This is a genomic window from Stenotrophomonas sp. JC08 (genome assembly GCF_052180205.1).
Taxonomy (GTDB): Bacteria; Pseudomonadota; Gammaproteobacteria; order Xanthomonadales; family Xanthomonadaceae; genus Stenotrophomonas.
Genome location: NZ_CP197473.1, coordinates 302550 through 319733, shown reverse-complemented (window position 1 = coordinate 319733; position 17184 = coordinate 302550). Strand labels below are relative to the sequence as shown.

20 protein-coding genes are annotated in these 17184 nt (G+C 67.4%); 6 read left to right on the top strand and 14 right to left on the bottom strand.

What is annotated here, in order from left to right; genetic code table 11:
* Nucleotides 1–117: 117 nt before the first annotated feature.
* Nucleotides 118–690 carry a DNA-deoxyinosine glycosylase gene (locus ACSBPQ_RS01375; RefSeq protein ID WP_442683307.1) on the bottom strand — a complete coding sequence of 191 codons (573 nt, stop codon included), beginning with the start codon at nt 688–690 and terminating at the stop codon, nt 118–120.
* A 193-nt stretch (nt 691–883) separates the two neighbouring features.
* Here ACSBPQ_RS01375 and ACSBPQ_RS01370 point away from each other — a divergent pair, with 193 nt between their 5' ends.
* Nucleotides 884–1522 (top strand): OmpW/AlkL family protein, encoded by a 639-nt coding sequence (locus tag ACSBPQ_RS01370; RefSeq protein ID WP_442683306.1) that lies wholly within the window; start codon nt 884–886, stop codon nt 1520–1522.
* 102 nt (nt 1523–1624) lie between these two features.
* Here ACSBPQ_RS01370 and ACSBPQ_RS01365 read toward each other — a convergent pair whose 3' ends face one another.
* From ACSBPQ_RS01365 to ACSBPQ_RS01345, 5 genes are all read right to left on the bottom strand, one after another.
* On the bottom strand, nt 1625–2383 hold the full coding sequence (locus ACSBPQ_RS01365; protein WP_442683305.1) for a YiiX/YebB-like N1pC/P60 family cysteine hydrolase: 759 nt from the start codon (nt 2381–2383) through the stop codon (nt 1625–1627).
* Between the two features lie 122 nt (nt 2384–2505).
* Nucleotides 2506–3300: a MetQ/NlpA family ABC transporter substrate-binding protein gene (locus ACSBPQ_RS01360; protein WP_442683304.1), complete on the bottom strand. Its 795-nt coding sequence runs from the start codon at nt 3298–3300 to the stop codon at nt 2506–2508.
* Between the two features lie 78 nt (nt 3301–3378).
* A complete protein-coding gene (locus ACSBPQ_RS01355; RefSeq protein WP_442683303.1) occupies nt 3379–4068 on the bottom strand; it encodes a methionine ABC transporter permease in 690 nt (229 codons plus the stop codon).
* Entirely contained in the window at nt 4065–5072 is a 1008-nt protein-coding gene (locus ACSBPQ_RS01350) for a methionine ABC transporter ATP-binding protein (RefSeq protein ID WP_442683302.1), read from the bottom strand. The genes ACSBPQ_RS01355 and ACSBPQ_RS01350 overlap by 4 nt, the downstream gene beginning before the upstream one ends.
* A 130-nt stretch (nt 5073–5202) precedes the next feature.
* A complete protein-coding gene (locus tag ACSBPQ_RS01345) occupies nt 5203–6099 on the bottom strand; it encodes a DMT family transporter (RefSeq protein ID WP_442683301.1) in 897 nt (298 codons plus the stop codon).
* Nucleotides 6100–6329: 230 nt separating this feature from the next.
* On the opposite strand from ACSBPQ_RS01345, the gene ACSBPQ_RS01340 reads away from it, so the two are divergent.
* Nucleotides 6330–6815: a YajQ family cyclic di-GMP-binding protein gene (locus ACSBPQ_RS01340; protein ID WP_442683300.1), complete on the top strand. Its 486-nt coding sequence runs from the start codon at nt 6330–6332 to the stop codon at nt 6813–6815.
* The gene (locus ACSBPQ_RS01335; RefSeq protein ID WP_442683299.1) at nt 6808–7374 is read left to right on the top strand and encodes a DUF1415 domain-containing protein; all 567 of its coding nucleotides are present in this window, start codon (nt 6808–6810) and stop codon (nt 7372–7374) included. The genes ACSBPQ_RS01340 and ACSBPQ_RS01335 overlap by 8 nt, the downstream gene beginning before the upstream one ends.
* Nucleotides 7375–7458: 84 nt before the next feature.
* Here the strand turns inward: ACSBPQ_RS01335 and ACSBPQ_RS01330 are convergent, their stop codons facing one another.
* The 5 genes from ACSBPQ_RS01330 to ACSBPQ_RS01310 all read right to left on the bottom strand — a co-directional run bounded on the left by ACSBPQ_RS01330 (nt 7459) and on the right by ACSBPQ_RS01310 (nt 12206).
* Nucleotides 7459–8157 carry an HAD family hydrolase gene (locus tag ACSBPQ_RS01330; RefSeq protein WP_442683298.1) on the bottom strand — a complete coding sequence of 233 codons (699 nt, stop codon included), beginning with the start codon at nt 8155–8157 and terminating at the stop codon, nt 7459–7461.
* Complete coding sequence (locus tag ACSBPQ_RS01325; protein WP_442683297.1) at nt 8157–8864, bottom strand: pseudouridine synthase; 708 nt, start codon at nt 8862–8864, stop codon at nt 8157–8159. The genes ACSBPQ_RS01330 and ACSBPQ_RS01325 overlap by 1 nt, the downstream gene beginning before the upstream one ends.
* The gene (locus ACSBPQ_RS01320) at nt 8861–9916 is read right to left on the bottom strand and encodes a class I SAM-dependent methyltransferase (RefSeq protein WP_442683296.1); all 1056 of its coding nucleotides are present in this window, start codon (nt 9914–9916) and stop codon (nt 8861–8863) included. The genes ACSBPQ_RS01325 and ACSBPQ_RS01320 overlap by 4 nt, the downstream gene beginning before the upstream one ends.
* A 59-nt stretch (nt 9917–9975) precedes the next feature.
* Entirely contained in the window at nt 9976–10296 is a 321-nt protein-coding gene (locus tag ACSBPQ_RS01315) for a DUF3247 family protein (RefSeq protein WP_442683295.1), read from the bottom strand.
* Between the two features lie 266 nt (nt 10297–10562).
* Nucleotides 10563–12206: a PAS domain-containing sensor histidine kinase gene (locus ACSBPQ_RS01310; protein WP_442683294.1), complete on the bottom strand. Its 1644-nt coding sequence runs from the start codon at nt 12204–12206 to the stop codon at nt 10563–10565.
* A 175-nt stretch (nt 12207–12381) separates the two neighbouring features.
* Between ACSBPQ_RS01310 and ACSBPQ_RS01305 the strand changes: the two genes are divergently transcribed.
* Nucleotides 12382–12951 carry a DUF3016 domain-containing protein gene (locus ACSBPQ_RS01305; RefSeq protein ID WP_442683293.1) on the top strand — a complete coding sequence of 190 codons (570 nt, stop codon included), beginning with the start codon at nt 12382–12384 and terminating at the stop codon, nt 12949–12951.
* Between the two features lie 66 nt (nt 12952–13017).
* On the opposite strand, the gene alr is transcribed toward ACSBPQ_RS01305, so the two are convergent.
* Both alr and ACSBPQ_RS01295 read right to left on the bottom strand, forming a co-directional pair.
* Nucleotides 13018–14094, bottom strand: coding sequence for an alanine racemase (gene alr, locus ACSBPQ_RS01300; protein ID WP_442683292.1), 1077 nt, complete (start codon nt 14092–14094; stop codon nt 13018–13020).
* The gene (locus ACSBPQ_RS01295) at nt 14094–15359 is read right to left on the bottom strand and encodes a D-amino acid dehydrogenase (protein ID WP_442683291.1); all 1266 of its coding nucleotides are present in this window, start codon (nt 15357–15359) and stop codon (nt 14094–14096) included. Before ACSBPQ_RS01295 ends, alr begins: the two co-directional genes overlap by 1 nt.
* Nucleotides 15360–15507: 148 nt before the next feature.
* On the opposite strand from ACSBPQ_RS01295, the gene ACSBPQ_RS01290 reads away from it, so the two are divergent.
* Entirely contained in the window at nt 15508–15987 is a 480-nt protein-coding gene (locus tag ACSBPQ_RS01290; protein ID WP_442683290.1) for a winged helix-turn-helix transcriptional regulator, read from the top strand.
* 58 nt (nt 15988–16045) lie between these two features.
* Here the strand turns inward: ACSBPQ_RS01290 and ACSBPQ_RS01285 are convergent, their stop codons facing one another.
* Nucleotides 16046–16435, bottom strand: a complete 390-nt coding sequence (locus tag ACSBPQ_RS01285) for a classical arabinogalactan protein 4 (RefSeq protein WP_442683289.1) — start codon at nt 16433–16435, stop codon at nt 16046–16048.
* 122 nt (nt 16436–16557) lie between these two features.
* Here ACSBPQ_RS01285 and msrB point away from each other — a divergent pair, with 122 nt between their 5' ends.
* On the top strand, nt 16558–17025 hold the full coding sequence (msrB, locus tag ACSBPQ_RS01280; protein ID WP_442683288.1) for a peptide-methionine (R)-S-oxide reductase MsrB: 468 nt from the start codon (nt 16558–16560) through the stop codon (nt 17023–17025).
* Nucleotides 17026–17184 lie beyond the last annotated feature (159 nt).

Below are 17184 nucleotides of genomic sequence, written 5' to 3'. Positions count from 1 at the left end.
AGCGCCAACCGTCCGAACTGAATCCGCATACGTATGTCCGCGGACAACGACCGGTCATGCCTGCAATGGCTTCGGACCTGTCCTGCAAGGGCCGCCGCGGCTGACCTGATGCCTGTCTCAACTGTCCTGCCCGGCCATGGCGCTTCCCGCGCCGTTTCCCGCATCATGGCCACCGATCAGCCATGGCTGCAGCTGCCGCCACTGCTCCAGCAGACGCGGCAGCGACCAGGCCGCATTGGCCGGGCTGGTCGATGGCAGCGCGAGCAGAGGCAGTCCGGCAAGCGCGGGCGGCAATTCCGGCTGCACCCAGCGCCGGAACGCGGCATGGGCCGCCGCACCGTTGCAGGCGATCACCTGTAGCTGCGGCAGGGTCCGCATCAGCTGCGGCAACGGATTGACCACTTCGCTGCCACGTACGATGGCCGTATCCAGACTGCCCGCGCGCCGGCACTGGCCGATCACATCCCACAGGCCGATGCCGGCCTGCTGCAGGCGTGCGATGCGCTGCGGGTAATCCAGTTGCGCATCGACACCACACAGCGCCGCCATCAGCGGCCAGAAGCGATTGCGCGGGTGCGCGTAGTACTGCGCCTGATGCAATGAAACCGCGCCCGGCATCGAGCCGAGCAGCAACACGCGCGCCTGTCCATCCACGTGCGGATCAAGACCACGCAGCAGTGTTCCGGTCATCACGCACATCTCGACTTCGTGAATGGAAATTTTCCGCGCACTGCGGAATTCATGGGGTTTCCCGGCTTTTTCCTGAACGTCGGGCGGCTGCGTACAGAGCGATTCATGTTGTCATCGCTAGGGTTTCGCATGCCCCGCAACGAGGGCCTCGACAACAACGTTATCCCGATTCTGGAGATACGAGGAGTACACCATGCGTTCGATCAAGATTCTCAGCCTTGCCACGTTTGCCACCCTGGCAATGTCGTCCACCGCATTCGCGCAGGACGCTGCCGCTGACAGTGCGTCCGGCAAGCGCTTCGCCGTGGTGGGTGGCGTGAGCCTGCTGCAGCCCAAGAGCGATCCGGCCGAGGGCATCGACAAGTTCGATGGCGGCCCGGCCCCGACCCTGAGCGCCAGCTACTACATCAACGACAATTTCGCCGTGGAACTGTGGGGAGCCGCCGACAAGTTCAACCACCGCGTGCGCACCGCGGGCGGTGCCAAGGCCGGCACCGTCGAACAGCAGCCGGTGGCGCTGAGCGCGCAGTACCATTTCGGCGCTGCCGACAACGTGTTCCGTCCGTTCGTGGGCCTGGGCTATTACGAATCGAACTTCAGCAACGAAAAGATCGATGGCCTCAGCGACACCGGCAACCATGTCGGCATCGAGACCGCCAAGGGCGCGATCGGCACCGTCGGTGTGGACATGAACATCAATTCGACCTGGTTCGCGCGCGCCGATGCGCGCTACATGCACGCCCGACCGGAACTGCGCGTGGCCGGCAGCAACGCCGGCGAACTGAAGCTGGACCCGTGGACCGTCGGCTTCGGCATCGGCGCCCGCTTCTGATTTCCCGATAACAGAACGGCTGTCACTCCCACAGGCACGGATCGTCCACGGTCCGTGCCTGTGGCGTTTTATCGGCTGTGTGCTGGCGCCGGGCCGCAGCTGTCACGGGCCGGCATCCTTGCTCCAGCGCAGCGCGCGGTAGTCGAACCCGGCACGCACGCGCGGCTTGATGATGTCGAAGAACGGCGACACGTCGAAGTCGCGCGGTGTGTACAGGCTGTAGTTGCGGATGTGCAGGATTTCCTGCCGCTGCTCGCGGCCACCGGCATAGGCCTGCACCGCCTCGATCTCCGGCAGGATGGGGTAGCGGATCGATTCGAACGCCTGCGCCAGCAGCGTGGAACAGATCGCCTTGGTCGGCTCGCCACTGCCCAGTGCGATCATCCGCCGGCGCATGTGGGCAGGCACCGGCGGCTGGACCAGATAGCGCGCCAGATCGAACACGTTCTTCAGGTCGTAGCTGTAGCCCAGTCGCGAGCGCATGAAATCCACCAGCTGCTCCACCACCTCCGCCGACAGTCCCTGCGGCCGGCAGATGCGCGTGTGCTGGCAGGAATACGCGACCAGCGGAATCCGTTGCACACCACGCTCCACATCCACATCGATCAGCATCGGCTGCGGCGTACCGCCCGGGTGCAGCGGCTCCTCGCCGATATACAGCGCGGCGTGCGACCAGGTGGACTGGGTCAGGAACTTGATCGCGGTGGCGAAGCGGCTGTTGCCCTCCACCAGCAACACATCGCCGCGCTGCAGCGTGCGCGCCAGCAGTGCCGGATCACCGGTCGGCGGCCGGCTCTGGTGGCGGCGCGGCTGCGCCAGATAGTGCGCCAGGCGTCGACCTGTCAGATGCAGCAAGCCCATCGGCAGCTTCCTTGGACCGGGGCACCAGCGTACTGCGCACCTGCCGGCGACGCCACGTCACCAGCCCACACCCGCCGGGCCAGCGTATGCGCCCGGTGGCATCGCGCAGAGATGGATACCGGTCAGAACGCCGGCAACACCGCGCCCTGGTACTTCTGTTCGATGAAGGCCTTCACTTCCGGGCCGGTGAGCGCGGCGGCCAGCTTCTGCACGCGGGCGTCGCCCCTGTTGTCGGCACGCGACACCAGGAAGTTCACGTACGGCGACTCGCTGCTTTCGATCGCCAGCGCGTCCTGGGTCGGGTTCAGCCCGGCATCGAGCGCGTAGTTGGTGTTGATCAGCGCCAGATCGACCTGGTCGAGTACGCGCGGCAGCATCGCCGAGTCCAGCTCGCGGAATTTGAGCTGCTTGGGGTTATCCACGATGTCGCGCTGGGTGGACAGCGCGTTGGACGGATCCTTGAGTTTGATCACGCCGGCGGTGTCGAGCAGGATCAGCGCGCGGCTGTTGTTGCTGGGGTCGTTGGGAATGACCACATCGGCCCCCACCGGCAGCTCGGCCAGCGACTTGAAGCGGCGCGAATAGGCGCCGAACGGCTCGATGTGCACGCCGACGACGGTGACCAGGCCGGCCTTGCGATCGCGGTTGTAGGCGTCCAGGTACGGCTCGGTCTGGAAGTAGTTGGCATCGACCTGCTTCTGCACCAGCTGGTCGTTGGGCTGCACATAGTCGTTGAACACGCGCACATCCAGCGTGACGCCTTGCTTTTCCAGAATCGGCTTGACCACCTGCAGGATCTCCGCATGCGGCACGGCGGTGGCGGCCACCACCAGCTTGGAGTCATCGGCGGCGGGCTTGCCGCAGGCCGACAGCGCGAGCATGGTGGCGAACAGGGGAAGCGCGAACAGCTTGTTCATGGGGATCGGGATCCTGTGGGGAAGGATGGACGGCATACCGTAACAGGCCGCCCGGCTGTCGCGCGGCCCGCCGGAATGCTATTTGCGGCTGTAGTGCGCGACCAGCCGGTCGCCGAGCATCTGCAGCAGCTGCACCAGCACCAGCAGCAGTACCACGGTGACCAGTGCCACGTCGGTGTGCGAGCGCTGGTAGCCGTCGCGGAAGGCCAGATCGCCGAGCCCGCCGGAGCCGATGAAGCCCCCCATCGCGGTGAAACCGACCAGCGCGATGGTGGTGACCGTCGCCCCGGCAATCAGGCCGGGCCGGGCCTCAGGCAGCAGCACCTTGAACACCAGTTGCGATGTGGTCGCGCCCATCGCCTGGCTGGCCTCGATCACGCCGCGATCGACTTCGCGCAATGCGGTTTCCACCAGCCGCGCATAGAACGGTGCCGCACCGATGACCAGCGGCAGGATCGCGCCGCGCACGCCCAGCGAGGTGCCCATGATGGCCAGCGTGACGGGAATCAGCACCACCATCAGGATGATGAAGGGCACCGAGCGCAGCATATTCACCACCAGCGCGGTCACGCCATACAGCAGCGGCCGGCGGCGCAGCTGCGGCGAGCCGGCCAGGAACAGCAGCACCCCCAGCGGCAGGCCGATGATCATCGTCAATGGCAACGACCCGGCCAGCATCAGCAGGGTGTCGATCATGGCCTGGCCGATGTCGGCCCATTTGCCGGCATCCAGATGGCGGAAGAAGCCGGTCGCGGCTGCGATGCTCATTGACGCACTACCTCCACATGCACACCCGCCGCCTCGAAGGCGGCCTGGGCGGCGTTCTCGTCGCCCCCCGCCAGCGCGACGGTAAGCTGGCCGTAGGGGGTGTCCTTGATCCGGTCGATGCGCCCGGACAGGATGTTGTAGTCCACCCCGGTATCGCGGGCGATACGGCCCAGCAGTGGCTCGTAGGTGTCGCTGCCGATGAAGGTCAGGCGCAGGATGCGGCCGTTGACCGCGGCGAAATCACGGCGCTGCTCACCTTCGTCGACATGCTCGGATTCGGACACGAAGCGGCGCGTGGTCGGGTGTTGCGGATGCAGGAACACCCCGGTCACCGGGCCCATCTCCACCAGATGGCCGGCATCGAGCACCGCCACGCGGTCGCAGACGCGGCGGATCACGTCCATCTCGTGGGTGATCAGCACGATGGTCAGGCCCAGCTCGCGGTTGATTTTGCCCAGCAGCGCCAGCACCGAGGCGGTGGTCTGCGGGTCCAGCGCGCTGGTGGCCTCGTCGCACAGCAGGATCTGCGGCCGCGTCGCCAGTGCGCGGGCGATGCCCACACGCTGCTTCTGCCCACCGGACAGCTGCGCCGGGTACTTGCCCGCATGCGCCTCCAGCCCGACGGTGCGCAGCAGTTCGGCCACACGTGCGTCGATCTCGGCGCGCGGCGTGCCGGCCAGTTCCAGCGGAAACGCCACGTTGCCGGCCACGGTCCGCGCCGACAGCAGGTTGAAGTGCTGGAAGATCATGCCGATCCGGCGGCGCAGCGTGCGCAGGCCGTCGGCATCGAGCGCGGTGGCGTCCTGGCCGTCGATCAGCACGCGGCCGCCGCTGGGTTCTTCGAGCCGGTTGATCAGGCGGATCAGGGTTGATTTGCCGGCGCCGGAGTGGCCGATGATGCCGAACACTTCGCCGGCGTGGATCTGCAGGTCGAGCGGATGCAGCGCGGTGATCGCGCGACCATCGACGGGATAGGACTTGTGCAGGTTCTGGAACGCGATCACTGCCAGGGCAATCCGGGGCGGGTTGGAACGGGCGTGCAGCCTAGCAGCGACGGGCCATCGGCGCGCGTGCCAGCACCGGGAATGTTATTCCTTTTGGTTCTAAGCAATCGCCGGCGACGCCGCCCGGGCCTCAGGGATGATCCACCGTGCCGCTGCGGCGCGCGTGCTGCACCCGCTCGCGATGCAGCAGGTACAGGCCGCTGGCGACGATGATCGCCCCGCCCAGCCAGGTCAGCCGGTCCGGCAGCACGCCCCACAGCAGCAGGTCCAGGCCGATCACCCAGACCAGCCCGGTGTATTCCAGCGGCGCGATCAGCGAGGCCTGGCCCAGCTGGAACGCCCGCGTCAGCGCGATCTGCCCCAACGCCCCGGCCAGCCCCATGCCGGCGATCAGCGCCGCGTGCTGCCACTGCAGCGGCCGCCACTGCGGCCACGCCAGCAGCCCGGCACCGACGGCCATGATCAGCAGGAACCACACCACCATCGACTGCGAGGTGTCGGTGCGGGTCAGCAGGCTCACCGTCACCGAGGCGATGGCGTAGGCCAGCGCGGCCACCAGCACCATCAGGCCCGGCAGCGAGATGATGCCGTCCACGCCGGGACGCAGCACCACCAGCACGCCGACCAGACCGATACCGATCGCCACCCAGCGCCGCGGCCCCACATGCTCGCCCAGCAGCGGCACCGACAGCGCCGCCACCAGCAGCGGCGAGACGAAATAGATGGTGTAGGCGGTGGACAGCGGCAACGTACGCAACGCGTAGACGAAGCAGCCGATCATCACCATGCCCAGTACGCCGCGCAGCAGGTGCAGGCCCCAGCGTACCGGGATGATCGAGCGCGGCCCGGCGGTAGCCAGCACCCACACCAGCACGAACGGCAACGACGCCGCGCCACGCAGCATGGTGACCTGCAAGGTGGGGTAGCTGGCCGACAGCATCTTCATGCCGGCATCCATCAGCGAGAAGAAGGCGACGGCGGCCAGCATCCAGGCGATGGCGCGCGCGGGGGATTTGCTCGGAGACATGGCGCGATTATCCGCCCTCGCCCAGCGCAAGGCACCCGCTTGGGCATTGCATGTTCAGGCGGGATCACGCGCCGGCCCGGCGACTTTCCCGCCCGTCACCCCCGGCCGCAGCCCGCCCGTTGCCCCCGGGCCGCCACCTGCGCAGCACCCCGGCGCAGCCGCAGGCGCCCCGCTGCCTGCGGCGTCGATCGCCTAGAATGGAGCCCGTTTTCATTGCCGGGAGCAGGCCCATGCCTTCCTTTGACGTCGTCTCCGAAGTCGACAAGCACGAGCTGACCAACGCCATCGACCAGGCCAACCGCGAGCTGTCCACCCGCTTCGACTTCAAGGGCGTGGATGCCAAATATGTGCTGGAGGACGAGAAGCTGATCAAGCTGACCGCACCGACCGATTTCCAGCTCAAGCAGATGGGCGACATCCTCAAGCAGCGCCTGGGCGCACGGCAGATCGATTTCCGCTGCCTGGAGTTCGGCGACATCGACACCAACCTGGGTGGCGCGCGCCAGCAGGTCACCGTCAAGCAGGGCATCGAGCAGAAGCTGGCCAAGCAGATCTCCGCGAAGATCAAGGAGGCCAAGCTCAAGGTCGACACCCAGATCAACGGCGACAAGCTGCGCGTGACCGGCAAGAAGCGCGACGACCTGCAGGACGTGATCGCGCTGCTGAAGAAGACCGAGTTCGAAGTACCGCTGCAGTTCGAGAACTTCCGTGACTGAGTCCACGCCCGTGCCGGCCGGCGCCGCCGACCCGATTGCCGTCACCCGCCGCTGGGTGGAGAAGGCGGTGATCGGCCTGAACCTGTGCCCGTTCGCCAAGGCGGTGTACGTCAAGGAGCAGGTGCGCTTCGTGCTCAGCGACGCCACCACGCCCGAGGCGCTGCTGGAAGAACTGGCCGAGGAACTGCTGCGGCTGCGTGACACCCCGGCCGAGCAGATCGATACCACGCTGATCGTGCACCCGGACGTGCTGACCGATTTCCTCGACTACAACGACTTCCTCGACAACGCCGACGCGGCGCTGGAGGCGCTGGATCTGCAGGGCATCCTGCAGGTGGCCAGTTTCCATCCGGATTACCAGTTCGCCGGCGCGGCGGCCGATGACGTGTCCAACTACACCAACCGCTCGCCGTATCCGACCCTGCACCTGCTGCGCGAGGACAGCGTGGAACGGGCGGTGGCCGCATTCCCGGACCCGGACGTGATTGTCGAGCGCAACATCGCCACGCTCGACGGGCTCGGCGTGGACGGTTGGAACAGGCTGCTGGCCGACGACTGAGCCGCGGCTTCGGCGAACGGCAGCTCCTGGGGCGGCGCGATTTGAAAGAGTCGTGCCGTTTCCATTGCGGCCCGGCCGGCTGCGTCATTCGGCCTGCAGCGCCGGCGCGGCATCCAGCCACGGCAGCAGCTGCTGGCGCACCTCGTGCAATGAATGGACGATACGATGCCCCAGCGCCCGCACCTGCTCATCCGGCGCCAGCAGGTCCGGCACCTGCACGGTGGTCATGCCCGCGGCCAGCGCCGCACGCACGCCGGTCGGCGAATCCTCCAGCGCCAGGCAGTGGGCCGGATCGACATCCAGCTTGCGCGCGGCCAGCAGGTAGATATCCGGCGCCGGCTTGGAATGGGCGACCTCGCTGCTGGTCGCCACCGCGTTGAAATAGTGCAGCAGCCCGGCCGCTTCGAGCTTGCGCGAGGCCAATGGCTGGCGGGTGGCGGTGGCCACCGCGCGTGGCACCGCGTGTTCGACCAGCAGTTCCAGCAGCTCGACGATGCCCGGCCGGTGCGGCACCCCCGCCTCGACGATGCCGCCGTAGCGCGCATAGGAGGCGGCCAGCAGCGCATCGGTACGTTCCATGCCCAGCGCATCGCCCAGACGCTGGCGCGTGACCGCGTCGGAAGAGCCGATCAGCGACAGCAGCAGCTCGCGCGACACCGTGCAGCCCTGTTGCCGCGCGACATGCTCCAGGCAGCCCAACAAGGCGCGCTCGCTGTCCAGCATCAGCCCGTCCATGTCGAAGATCACCGCATGCGGACGCCTGCCCAGGACCGCCATTTCCATCAGTCCGTTTCTCCAAACAGCGTGGCCAGGTCGCCGGCATCGAGCTGCCGCCACCGGCCTTCGCCCAGATCGCCCAACTCCAGCCCACCGACCTTGCAGCGGTGCAGCGTCTGCACATGGTTGCCGACCGCGGCGAACATGCGCCGCACCTGGTGGTAGCGGCCCTCGTGCAGGGTCAGCCGCGCGTGGCGCGGGCCCAGCACTTCCAGCTCGGCCGGCAGCAGCGGCTTGTCGTCCGATTCCAGCAGCAGTTCACCGCTGGCAAAGCGCGCGGCCTCGTCACCGCGCAGGTCTTCGGCCAGATGCGCCTCGTAGACCTTGTCCAGCTTCGACCTGGGCGAGACGATGCGGTGCAGCAGCTGGCCGTCATCGGTCATCAGCAGCAGCCCGGAGGTGTCGCGGTCCAGCCGGCCGACGCTGGACAGCACCGGATCACGGTCGCGGAAACGGTCGGGCAGCAGGTCGTAGATCAACCGGCCGATGTCCTTGGTCGAACAGGTGTAGCCGGCCGGTTTGTGCAGCATCAGGGTCAGCCCCGGCGGCGGGTCCAGCGGCTCGCCGTCGATGCGGATGACGGCGTGCTCGACCTTGTCGTCGGCATACAGCACCTCGCCCTCGGCATCGGTGATGCGGCCTTCGCGGAACATGCCCTGCACCTGCTTGCGGCTGCCGTAGCCGAGGTTGGCGATGTGTTTGACCAGCTTCATGCGCGGCCTCCACGGGTGCCGACGATGACCTTGAAGCCGTCGCGCTCGGCGGCCACGTGCACCTGGCCGAAGCTGTCATTGAGGATCTGCTCGTACGGCAGGTGGCGGTTGGCGACCATGAACAGCTTGCCGCCCGGGCGCAGCGCCTGTGCGGCCACGGCGATGAAACGCTGGCCGATGTCCGGCCGGTCCTCGCGTGCGGGCGTGTGGAACGGGGGATTGGAGACGATGAAGTCGTAGCGGCCGTCGATGCCGGCGGTGACGTCATGCCAGCGGAAATCCAGCCTGGCATTGCTGCCGGCCAGGTTGCGGCGGGCCAGTTCCAGCGCGCGCGATTCGGCTTCGTACAGGTCCAGCGCCGTCACCTTCGGGCAGCGTGCCAGCACCTCGGCCGACAGGTAACCCCAGCCGGCGCCCAGATCGGCGCCATGGCCGGCCAGATCGGCCGGCAGCTGCTCGACCAGCAGCGCCGAGGCCGGGTCGATGCGGTCCCAGGCGAATACACCGGGGCGGCTGTGGAAGCGGCCATCGAGGATGGTGCGCGGCGCATCCAGCGCGGCCCAGCGCTGGTGCAGCGCCTCGTCATGATTGCCCTGGGCCGGCGCGGTCCAGTAGGTGCGGCAGTGGTTTTTGGTCAGCTTGCCGCCGAGGCCGGCCAGCTGCTGCAGGTCGCTTTCACCCGAGCGCGCGCCCTCGTTGTTGGACTGGCAGGCCACGACGATGCCGCCGGGCGCCAGCAATTCCACGGCGCGGGCGAACAGCGCGCGGGCCTCGTCACGCTGTCGCGGCGGCAACACCAGCACCAGCGCGTAGCGGGTGGCATCGGCCTGCACCTGGGCCTCATTGCGCACCTGCCAGCCACTGTGCTCCAGCGCCGCAGCGAACGGACGGAAGCTCTGCTCGCATATCAATTGGTCACTGGCGGCGTGCTCTCGCAGCGGCCAGCCATCACGCGCGCGCAGGAACAGCACCGGCCCCTGCGGCCAGCGCAGATTGCCGCTGGAAAACGGAAGGAAAAGGGTTTCCAGGGGAGCATCGTGCGGGGCAGCCATCATCAACCGGCAGAAAAGAACGGACCGCCTATTCTAGCGATCCCGCCCGACGCCGGTTTTCAGGCCGCATCACCGGGCACCCGCAACACCTCGCAGATGCTGTCCAGCCACACCACATGCTGTTGCGAACAGCGGCCCAGATCGTCCAGCCGCACCGTGGCATTCACCCCGGACTGTTCGTTGTGGTCGAAAAAATGCTGCAGGCTCGGGCGGGCGCTCACCGTGCCCGCCACCCGGTTGCCGCTCTGCAGGACCAGAACCACCCGCTCGCGCTCGGCCAGTTGGCCAAGCAGCGCTTCCAGCAGTGCAATGCGCAAGGGATCGGAATAGACATGGGGTGCGTACTGGATCATCACGGCATCCTCGGTGATGGAAACCACACTACGCACATCCCGTGTGAATGCCGCGCAAAATCGCGCCACTGGCACGCGGCTGCCAACCATCCTCTTGGCGGGCAACGGAATCCCCGCTCCAGGGTGCCACCCGGCATGGCGAGGAGCTCCACATTGTGACCACCCTCATTGCAGCAACCGGGAGAGAGAGCACCTGCCCGGCATCCGGCGCCGTAATCGGACTTGCTTCTCTACTAGGCGATCAGACAACCACGGATACCCGTACGGGCAATGTCATTCTCCCGGCCCGCACCCTACGACGGCGGCGAGGCGAGTCCGTCATCAAGCGCGGCTCCGTCACCGCTGCTGGCGGGAAATACCTGTTGCGGAAACGGGATGACACGCCGCTGATACGCCGGCAGGCGCACTCTGAATACCGCCCCCTTGCCGGGCCCGGCACTGGCCGCCGACACATCGCCGCCGTGCAGTCCGGTCAGTTGCTGGACGATGGCCAGCCCCAGCCCGAGCCCGCCATGGCGGCGGGTGGAGGTACTGTCGGCCTGGCTGAAATGGTTGAACAGGCGGCCGAAGAATTCCGGCACGATGCCGTCGCCGTTGTCACGTACTTCGATCAGGAACTGTCCCTGCCCATGCAACAGCGCCACCTCGACGTGGCCACCGGCCGGCGTGAACTTGATCGCATTGGCCAGCAGGTTTTCCAGCACCTGCCGCAAACGCGCGGCATCACCCAACACCGGACAGGGAGCTTCGGGCACATGCAGCCGCAGTTCCAGCGGCTTGGCTTCGGCTGCCGCACGCCGCGCCTCCACGCCCTGCCGCACCAGCGCGGCCAGGTCCAGCACTTCCAGCTCCAAACGCACCTTGCCCAGCAGCAGGCTGCCCAGATCGAGCATGTCCGACATCAGCCGCTGTTGCACCCGCGCGCTGCTGGCGATCACCTCCATGCCCCGTCGCATCGGGTCATTGGCCTCCATGCGCTGCAGCAACAGCTCGCTCCAGCCCAGGATCGTGGTCAACGGCGTGCGCAGCTCATGCGATAGCGTGGCGAGGAAGTCGTCCTTCAGGTGCGCCATGTGTTCGGTGGCATCGCGAACATCCCGCTCGGCCTCCAGCAGCATCGCGCGCGCGCGCTCGACTTCATGCCTCCCGGTGACGTCGGTACTGTTGCCGCTCAGGCCGATGAAGCGTCCGTCCGCTGAAAACCGCGGTACAGCATTCATCTCCAGCCAACGCCACTGCCCGTCGTGACGTTGCGCGCGCACCTCCCGATGCAGCTCACCGGCTTCGCTCAACGCCTTGTCCAGCCCGTGTTCGAACGCCGCGTGCTCGTCGGGATGCAGCAGGCTCCGCCACCAGTGCGGCTCGACATGAGCCCCGGGAGCGGTGCCGAAAAACCGGGCGAACGCGCTGTTGCTGAAACGCAGCTGGCCGTGTTCGTCCAGCACCCACGCCGGTACCGGCAGGCCATCGGCCAGGGCGCTGAAGCGCGTTTCGCTCTCGGCCCGCTCCGCATCCATCTGCTTGCGTCTGGAGATGTCGAAGAACAGCACGCCCAACCGGTGCAGCCGCGCATCTCCCAGCCGCACCGCCTCCACCGAATAGAACCGCCCCAGCTGCGGCACCTGCCGCTCGAACTGGACGGCGCCGCCCTCCTCGACCACACGGGCGAAGACCCGCAGCCAGTACGCCTCCAGATCGGGAATCAGCTCGCTTACCCGCCGACCGGTGACATCCTCCAGCCCGGTGATGCGGCCAAAGGCACTGTTGACCTTGCAGTAGAGCAGGTCCACCGGCACGCCCGCATCGAAGATCACCTCCAGCACACAGAAACCGACGCCCGCCGCTTCGATCACCTCCTGGTAGAACTGCGAGCCCTCCAGGCCGGTGCTGGCAAACGGTGACAACGGGAGCGGCGATGGATGGTCGGCGGAAAGCATGGCGGCGCGGGGGGAGTACCGGGATGCGGCAGGCGGAACCAGTCTGTGCCGGCGGCAATCCACGCAACGTGATGATGAATCGCGCGCAACCTGTATGCGCCGCTGGCACGCCATCCATTGCCCTGTCCCCACCGCGGCCCCACACTCGATACACGCATGCTCAAGGAGAACACCCATGAGAACCACCGCCCTTACCCCACTCCTGTTGGCCGGCCTGCTGGCCACCGGTGCCGCCTGGGCCGGCCCTCGGACCGTCACCGCGGCCGACGCTCCGCGCGCGCTGCCTGCTGAAGGTCCGGTGCAGGTGCAATGGACCGACCCGGGCGAGTTCTCCGAACTGCGCCAGAGCCGCAACCGCTGGGAGGCCGAACGCGGCAACTGGGTAGTGAAGCTGGCCGAACACCTGCGCAAGCAGGCCGACAAGCGGCTGCCGGCGGGACAGACACTGGCGGTGACCATCACCGACATCAAGCGTGCCGGCGATTACGAGCCGTGGCGCGGCCCGCGACTGGACGATGTGCGCTTCATGCGCGACATCTATCCGCCGCGGATCAGCCTGCAGTTCACCCTCACCGGCGCCGACGGCCAGGTCATCGACCAGGGCGAGCGCAAGCTGGTGGACAGCGGCTATCTGTATGGCAATCCGCGTCCGTCCGATACCGACCCGCTGCGCTATGAGAAGCAGCTGCTCGATGACTGGCTGCGCCGCGAACTGCGCGCCGATCGCAACACCGCCGGGCTGTAATCCCCGATCGCAGATGTAAAAGGAAAGGGCCGCAATGCGGCCCTTCCTGTTCCTGCACGCCAGCGCTTATTCGGACAGATACACACGCGGGGTGCGCTTGAGGCTGCACGGCAGCCGGTAGGCACTGGTATTGCAGCGCGGCGCCAGCTCGGAAATCGTCGGCGCGTTGCCCCACAGCTGCACGATGCTGCCGTGGCCGGCCTGCGGATGCGCGGTGAGGTCCACGGTCAGCATGTCCATCGACACCCGGCCGATCAGCTGGCCGGGCACGCCGTCGATCAGCACCGGCGTGCCGTTCGGGGCGAACTGCGGGTAACCATCGGCATAGCCCATCGCCACCACGCCGACACGGGTCGGCCGTTCGGCGATGAAGCGCGCGCCATAGCCGAGCGGCTCGCCGGCGGCCAGTTCGCGCACCGCGATCACCCGCGACTGCAGGGTCATCACCGGGCGCAGCTGCGCCGCGTGCGGGCTCGGCTGCGGATACAGCGGGTCGGCGCCGTACAGCATCAGACCCGGGCGCACCCAGTCGCTGCGCACGTCCGGCCAGCCCAGCAGCGCCGGCGAGTTGCACAGGCTGGTTTCGCCGGCCAGGCCGTCGATGGCGCGATTGAACACCTCCAGCTGTTCACGGGTGCGGTTGCTGTCCAGTTCATCGGCCCGCGCCAGATGGCTCATCAATACCAGCGGGCCGACATTCGGCAACGCGTCCAGGCGCGCATACGCGTCGCGGAATTCCTCCGGCGACAGCCCAAGCCGGTGCATGCCGCTGTCCAGCTTCAGCCAGATGCGCAGCGTGGCGTCGGTCCTGAACGCCTCCACCGCTTCCAGCTGCCAGCGCGAGGACACCACCGTCCACAAATCGTGCTCGACGATCAGCGGCAGTTCGGTGGCGTCGAAGAAGCCCTCCATCAGCAGGATCGGCCCACGGATGCCGGCCGCGCGCAGTTCCAGCGCCTCCTCGATGCAGGCCACGCCGAAGCCATCGGCCTCATCCTGCAGCGCGCGCGCGCAGGCCACCGCACCATGGCCATAGGCATCGGCCTTGATGATCGCCAGCGCCTTGCCGCCACCCAGCTGCCTGGCCAGCCGGTAGTTGTGGCGCAGCGCCTGCAGGTCGATCAGTGCCTGTGCCGGGCGCATCAGTGGCGTCCCTTGCGGTAGCGGAAGATGTCCAGGCCTTCGCTGCTGATCTGCGGTTGCTTGCCGCTGATCAGGTCGGCCAGATAGCGGCCGGAGCCGGCGGCCATGGTCCAGCCCAAGGTGCCGTGGCCGGTGTTGAGGAACAGGTTGCGATACGGGGTTGCGCCGATCACCGGGGTGCCGTCCGGGGTGGCCGGGCGTAGGCCGGTCCAGAACTCGGCACGCGACAGGTCGCCGCCTTGCGGATACAGATCGTTGACCACCTTCTCCAGCGTGGCGCGCCGGCGCGGGTCCAGCGACAGGTCGAAACCGGCGATCTCGGCCATGCCGCCGACGCGGATGCGGTCCTGGAAACGGGTGACGGCGATCTTGTAGCTCTCGTCCAGGATTGTCGAGGTCGGCGCCATCGCCGCGTCGGTGATCGGCAGCGTCAGCGAATAGCCCTTCAGCGGATACACCGGCAGGTGCAGGCCCAGCGGCGCCAGCAGCGGCGTCGAGTAGCTGCCCAGGGCCAGCACGTAATGGTCGGCGGTTTCCAGCTGGCCGTTGATGCGCACCCCGGTGATGCGGTCGCCATCACGCTGGATCGCATCGATGCTGTGCCCGTAGCGGAATTCGACACCGCTGGCGGCGGCCAGCGCGGCCAGCTTGCGGGTGAACAGCTCGCAGTCGCCGGTCTGGTCCTCAGGCAGGCGCAGCGCGCCGACCAGCATGTCGGTCTTGCCGGCCAGCGCCGGTTCGACCCGGGCGATGCCCTGGCGGTCCAGCACTTCATACGGCACGCCGTATTCGCGCAGCACCTCGATATCCTGCGCGGCGGCATCGAGCTGCTGCTGGGTGCGGAACAACTGGGTGGTGCCCAGCAGACGGCCTTCGTAATCGATGCCGGTTTCAGCGCGCAGCGCGTTGATGCAGTCGCGGCTGTAATCGGACATGCGCACCATGCGCGCCTTGTTCACCGCGTAACGGGCCGAGGTGCAGTTGCGCAGCATCTGCAGCATCCAGCGGTACTGGTTGAGATCGGCGGTCGGGCGGATCGCCAGCGGCGCATGTTCCTCGAACAGCCACTTGATCGCCTTGAACGGTATGCCCGGCGCGGCCCACGGCGAGGTGTAGCCGAACGACAGCTGGCCGGCATTGGCAAAACTGGTTTCCAGTGACGGGCCCGGCTGGCGGTCCACCACGGTGACGTCAAAGCCGGCCTGCCGCAGATACCAGGCACTGGTCGTGCCGATCACACCGCTGCCAAGCACCAGAACACGCATCTCTCTCTCCTGACCCGATCATTTCCTGCCATCTACGCGGCAGACCCTGTAATCCACGAAGTATATTCGGCACATGGCAGTTGTTTTTTCTGTCTTATGGATCACCTGCGGGGTAATCTCTCGAAACAATCCCGCAAACCAGAGTGCCATGCCTCCCCGCAGCCGCGAACTGGACAAGATCGACCGCAACATCCTGCGCATCCTGCAGCAGGAGGGGCGCATTTCCTTCACCGAACTGGGCGAACGCGTCGGCCTGTCGACCACGCCGTGCACCGAGCGGGTGCGCCGGCTGGAGCGCGAAGGTGTGATCACCGGCTACTACGCGCGGCTGGAGCCGTCACTGGTGAAGGCCGGCCTGCTGGTGTTCGTGGAAATCAGCCTGGCCTACAAATCCGGCGACATCTTCGAGGAGTTTCGCCGCGCCGCGCTGAAGCTGCCCAACGTGCTGGAATGCCACCTCGTCTCCGGCGATTTCGACTACCTGCTCAAGGCCCGCATCAACGAGATGGCGTCCTACCGCAAGCTGCTCGGCAGCACCCTGCTGACCCTGCCGCATGTGCGTGAATCCAAGAGCTACATCGTGATGGAAGAGGTCAAGGAGACCCTGAGCCTGCCGATCGGCGAATAGACGCGGCAGACGCCGGAAGTCCGTGCGCCTGCCTGCGCACACCAGCCACGCCGCGCATTCAATCGACGATGCGCTGGCCATCTCCGCTGGGTACGGTGCGGTGGTAGCGCCCGGTGCGGGTATCCAGCACCCGGTCCGGACCAGCCTGCTGCATGCCCTGCAGCGCCCGCCCCTTGCCGTCATACACCGGGCGGGCCTGCGGCTTTGACAGCGGCTTGGGCCTGGCAGCCGGCTCGCTGTGCAGTGCCGGTTGCCGCAGGCGCTCCTGCAGCCGCGCATTGGCCGCCGCCTGGCTGTTGTCATCGGCATGGGAGCGGGAAGGTGGCGGCAAGCGCACCGCGCGGGTCGCGGTAGGCGCGGCCGCAGGCTTGAGCTGCGCCTGTGCCGTCGTCGGTGACAACAGCACCAGCAGTGCCGGCAGCAGGATGGCGGGCAACATCCGTTTCATGGCGATCTCCAGCGATGACACCGCCAGCATGCCTGCACCCGGCCAACAACGACATGAACACCACCGGTTGGTCGCACTTCCGCGGCGGCCTACCATGGGCATCCGTTCACCGGAGATCGCCCATGTCCGCCTTCGACCTCACGCCTCCCGATGCGCTGCAGCGCGCCAACCTCATCGCCGGCCTGGGGGCGGACGAGGCACGCGTGCTGTTGCAGCACGGCACCGAGGTACCGTTCTGCGGCGTGTTCCTCGACAACAAGCGCGAGGGCGTCTACTGCTGCCGGCTGTGCGGGCTGCCGCTGTACCGCTCCAGTACCAAGTTCGACTCCGGTACCGGCTGGCCCAGCTTCTTCGCCCCGTTCGATCCGGCGCATGTGCGCGGGATCCGCGACACCAGCCACGGCATGGTGCGCACCGAGGTCGTCTGCGCCCGCTGCGACAGCCATCTGGGCCACGTCTTTCCCGACGGCCCGCCGCCGACCTTCGACCGGCATTGCCTGAACTCGGTGTCGCTGGATTTCGTGGAGAACGGCCAGCCCTACCCGGATCCGCTGCAGCGTGGCGGCGCCGAGGCGCAGCCGGCGGCATAGCCGGGAGGCGTCCTGGCCGGGCCAGGGTCCAGCACCGCGGGACGGCAGCGGGCAGGCGCCGGGCAAGCCGCCGACCTCAAGGCAATTGCCGGCAGATCCCCGATCCGGGGGCTGCCGGTTTCGCCGGCGTGCGCTGCGGCTACAGATTCCACGCGGGCG

Excerpts from the sequence above, each read along its gene's own strand:
- ACSBPQ_RS01375 (WP_442683307.1), bottom strand. The coding sequence starts at position 690 with ATGACCGGAACACTGCTGCGTGGTCTTGATCCGCACGTGGATGGACAG.
- ACSBPQ_RS01370 (WP_442683306.1), top strand. The coding sequence starts at position 884 with ATGCGTTCGATCAAGATTCTCAGCCTTGCCACGTTTGCCACCCTGGCA.
- ACSBPQ_RS01365 (WP_442683305.1), bottom strand. The coding sequence starts at position 2,383 with ATGGGCTTGCTGCATCTGACAGGTCGACGCCTGGCGCACTATCTGGCG.
- ACSBPQ_RS01360 (WP_442683304.1), bottom strand. The coding sequence starts at position 3,300 with ATGAACAAGCTGTTCGCGCTTCCCCTGTTCGCCACCATGCTCGCGCTG.
- ACSBPQ_RS01355 (WP_442683303.1), bottom strand. The coding sequence starts at position 4,068 with ATGAGCATCGCAGCCGCGACCGGCTTCTTCCGCCATCTGGATGCCGGC.
- ACSBPQ_RS01345 (WP_442683301.1), bottom strand. The coding sequence starts at position 6,099 with ATGTCTCCGAGCAAATCCCCCGCGCGCGCCATCGCCTGGATGCTGGCC.
- ACSBPQ_RS01340 (WP_442683300.1), top strand. The coding sequence starts at position 6,330 with ATGCCTTCCTTTGACGTCGTCTCCGAAGTCGACAAGCACGAGCTGACC.
- ACSBPQ_RS01330 (WP_442683298.1), bottom strand. The coding sequence starts at position 8,157 with ATGGAAATGGCGGTCCTGGGCAGGCGTCCGCATGCGGTGATCTTCGAC.
- ACSBPQ_RS01325 (WP_442683297.1), bottom strand. The coding sequence starts at position 8,864 with ATGAAGCTGGTCAAACACATCGCCAACCTCGGCTACGGCAGCCGCAAG.
- ACSBPQ_RS01320 (WP_442683296.1), bottom strand. The coding sequence starts at position 9,916 with ATGGCTGCCCCGCACGATGCTCCCCTGGAAACCCTTTTCCTTCCGTTT.
- ACSBPQ_RS01310 (WP_442683294.1), bottom strand. The coding sequence starts at position 12,206 with ATGCTTTCCGCCGACCATCCATCGCCGCTCCCGTTGTCACCGTTTGCC.
- ACSBPQ_RS01305 (WP_442683293.1), top strand. The coding sequence starts at position 12,382 with ATGAGAACCACCGCCCTTACCCCACTCCTGTTGGCCGGCCTGCTGGCC.
- alr (WP_442683292.1), bottom strand. The coding sequence starts at position 14,094 with ATGCGCCCGGCACAGGCACTGATCGACCTGCAGGCGCTGCGCCACAAC.
- ACSBPQ_RS01295 (WP_442683291.1), bottom strand. The coding sequence starts at position 15,359 with ATGCGTGTTCTGGTGCTTGGCAGCGGTGTGATCGGCACGACCAGTGCC.
- ACSBPQ_RS01290 (WP_442683290.1), top strand. The coding sequence starts at position 15,508 with ATGCCTCCCCGCAGCCGCGAACTGGACAAGATCGACCGCAACATCCTG.
- ACSBPQ_RS01285 (WP_442683289.1), bottom strand. The coding sequence starts at position 16,435 with ATGAAACGGATGTTGCCCGCCATCCTGCTGCCGGCACTGCTGGTGCTG.
- msrB (WP_442683288.1), top strand. The coding sequence starts at position 16,558 with ATGTCCGCCTTCGACCTCACGCCTCCCGATGCGCTGCAGCGCGCCAAC.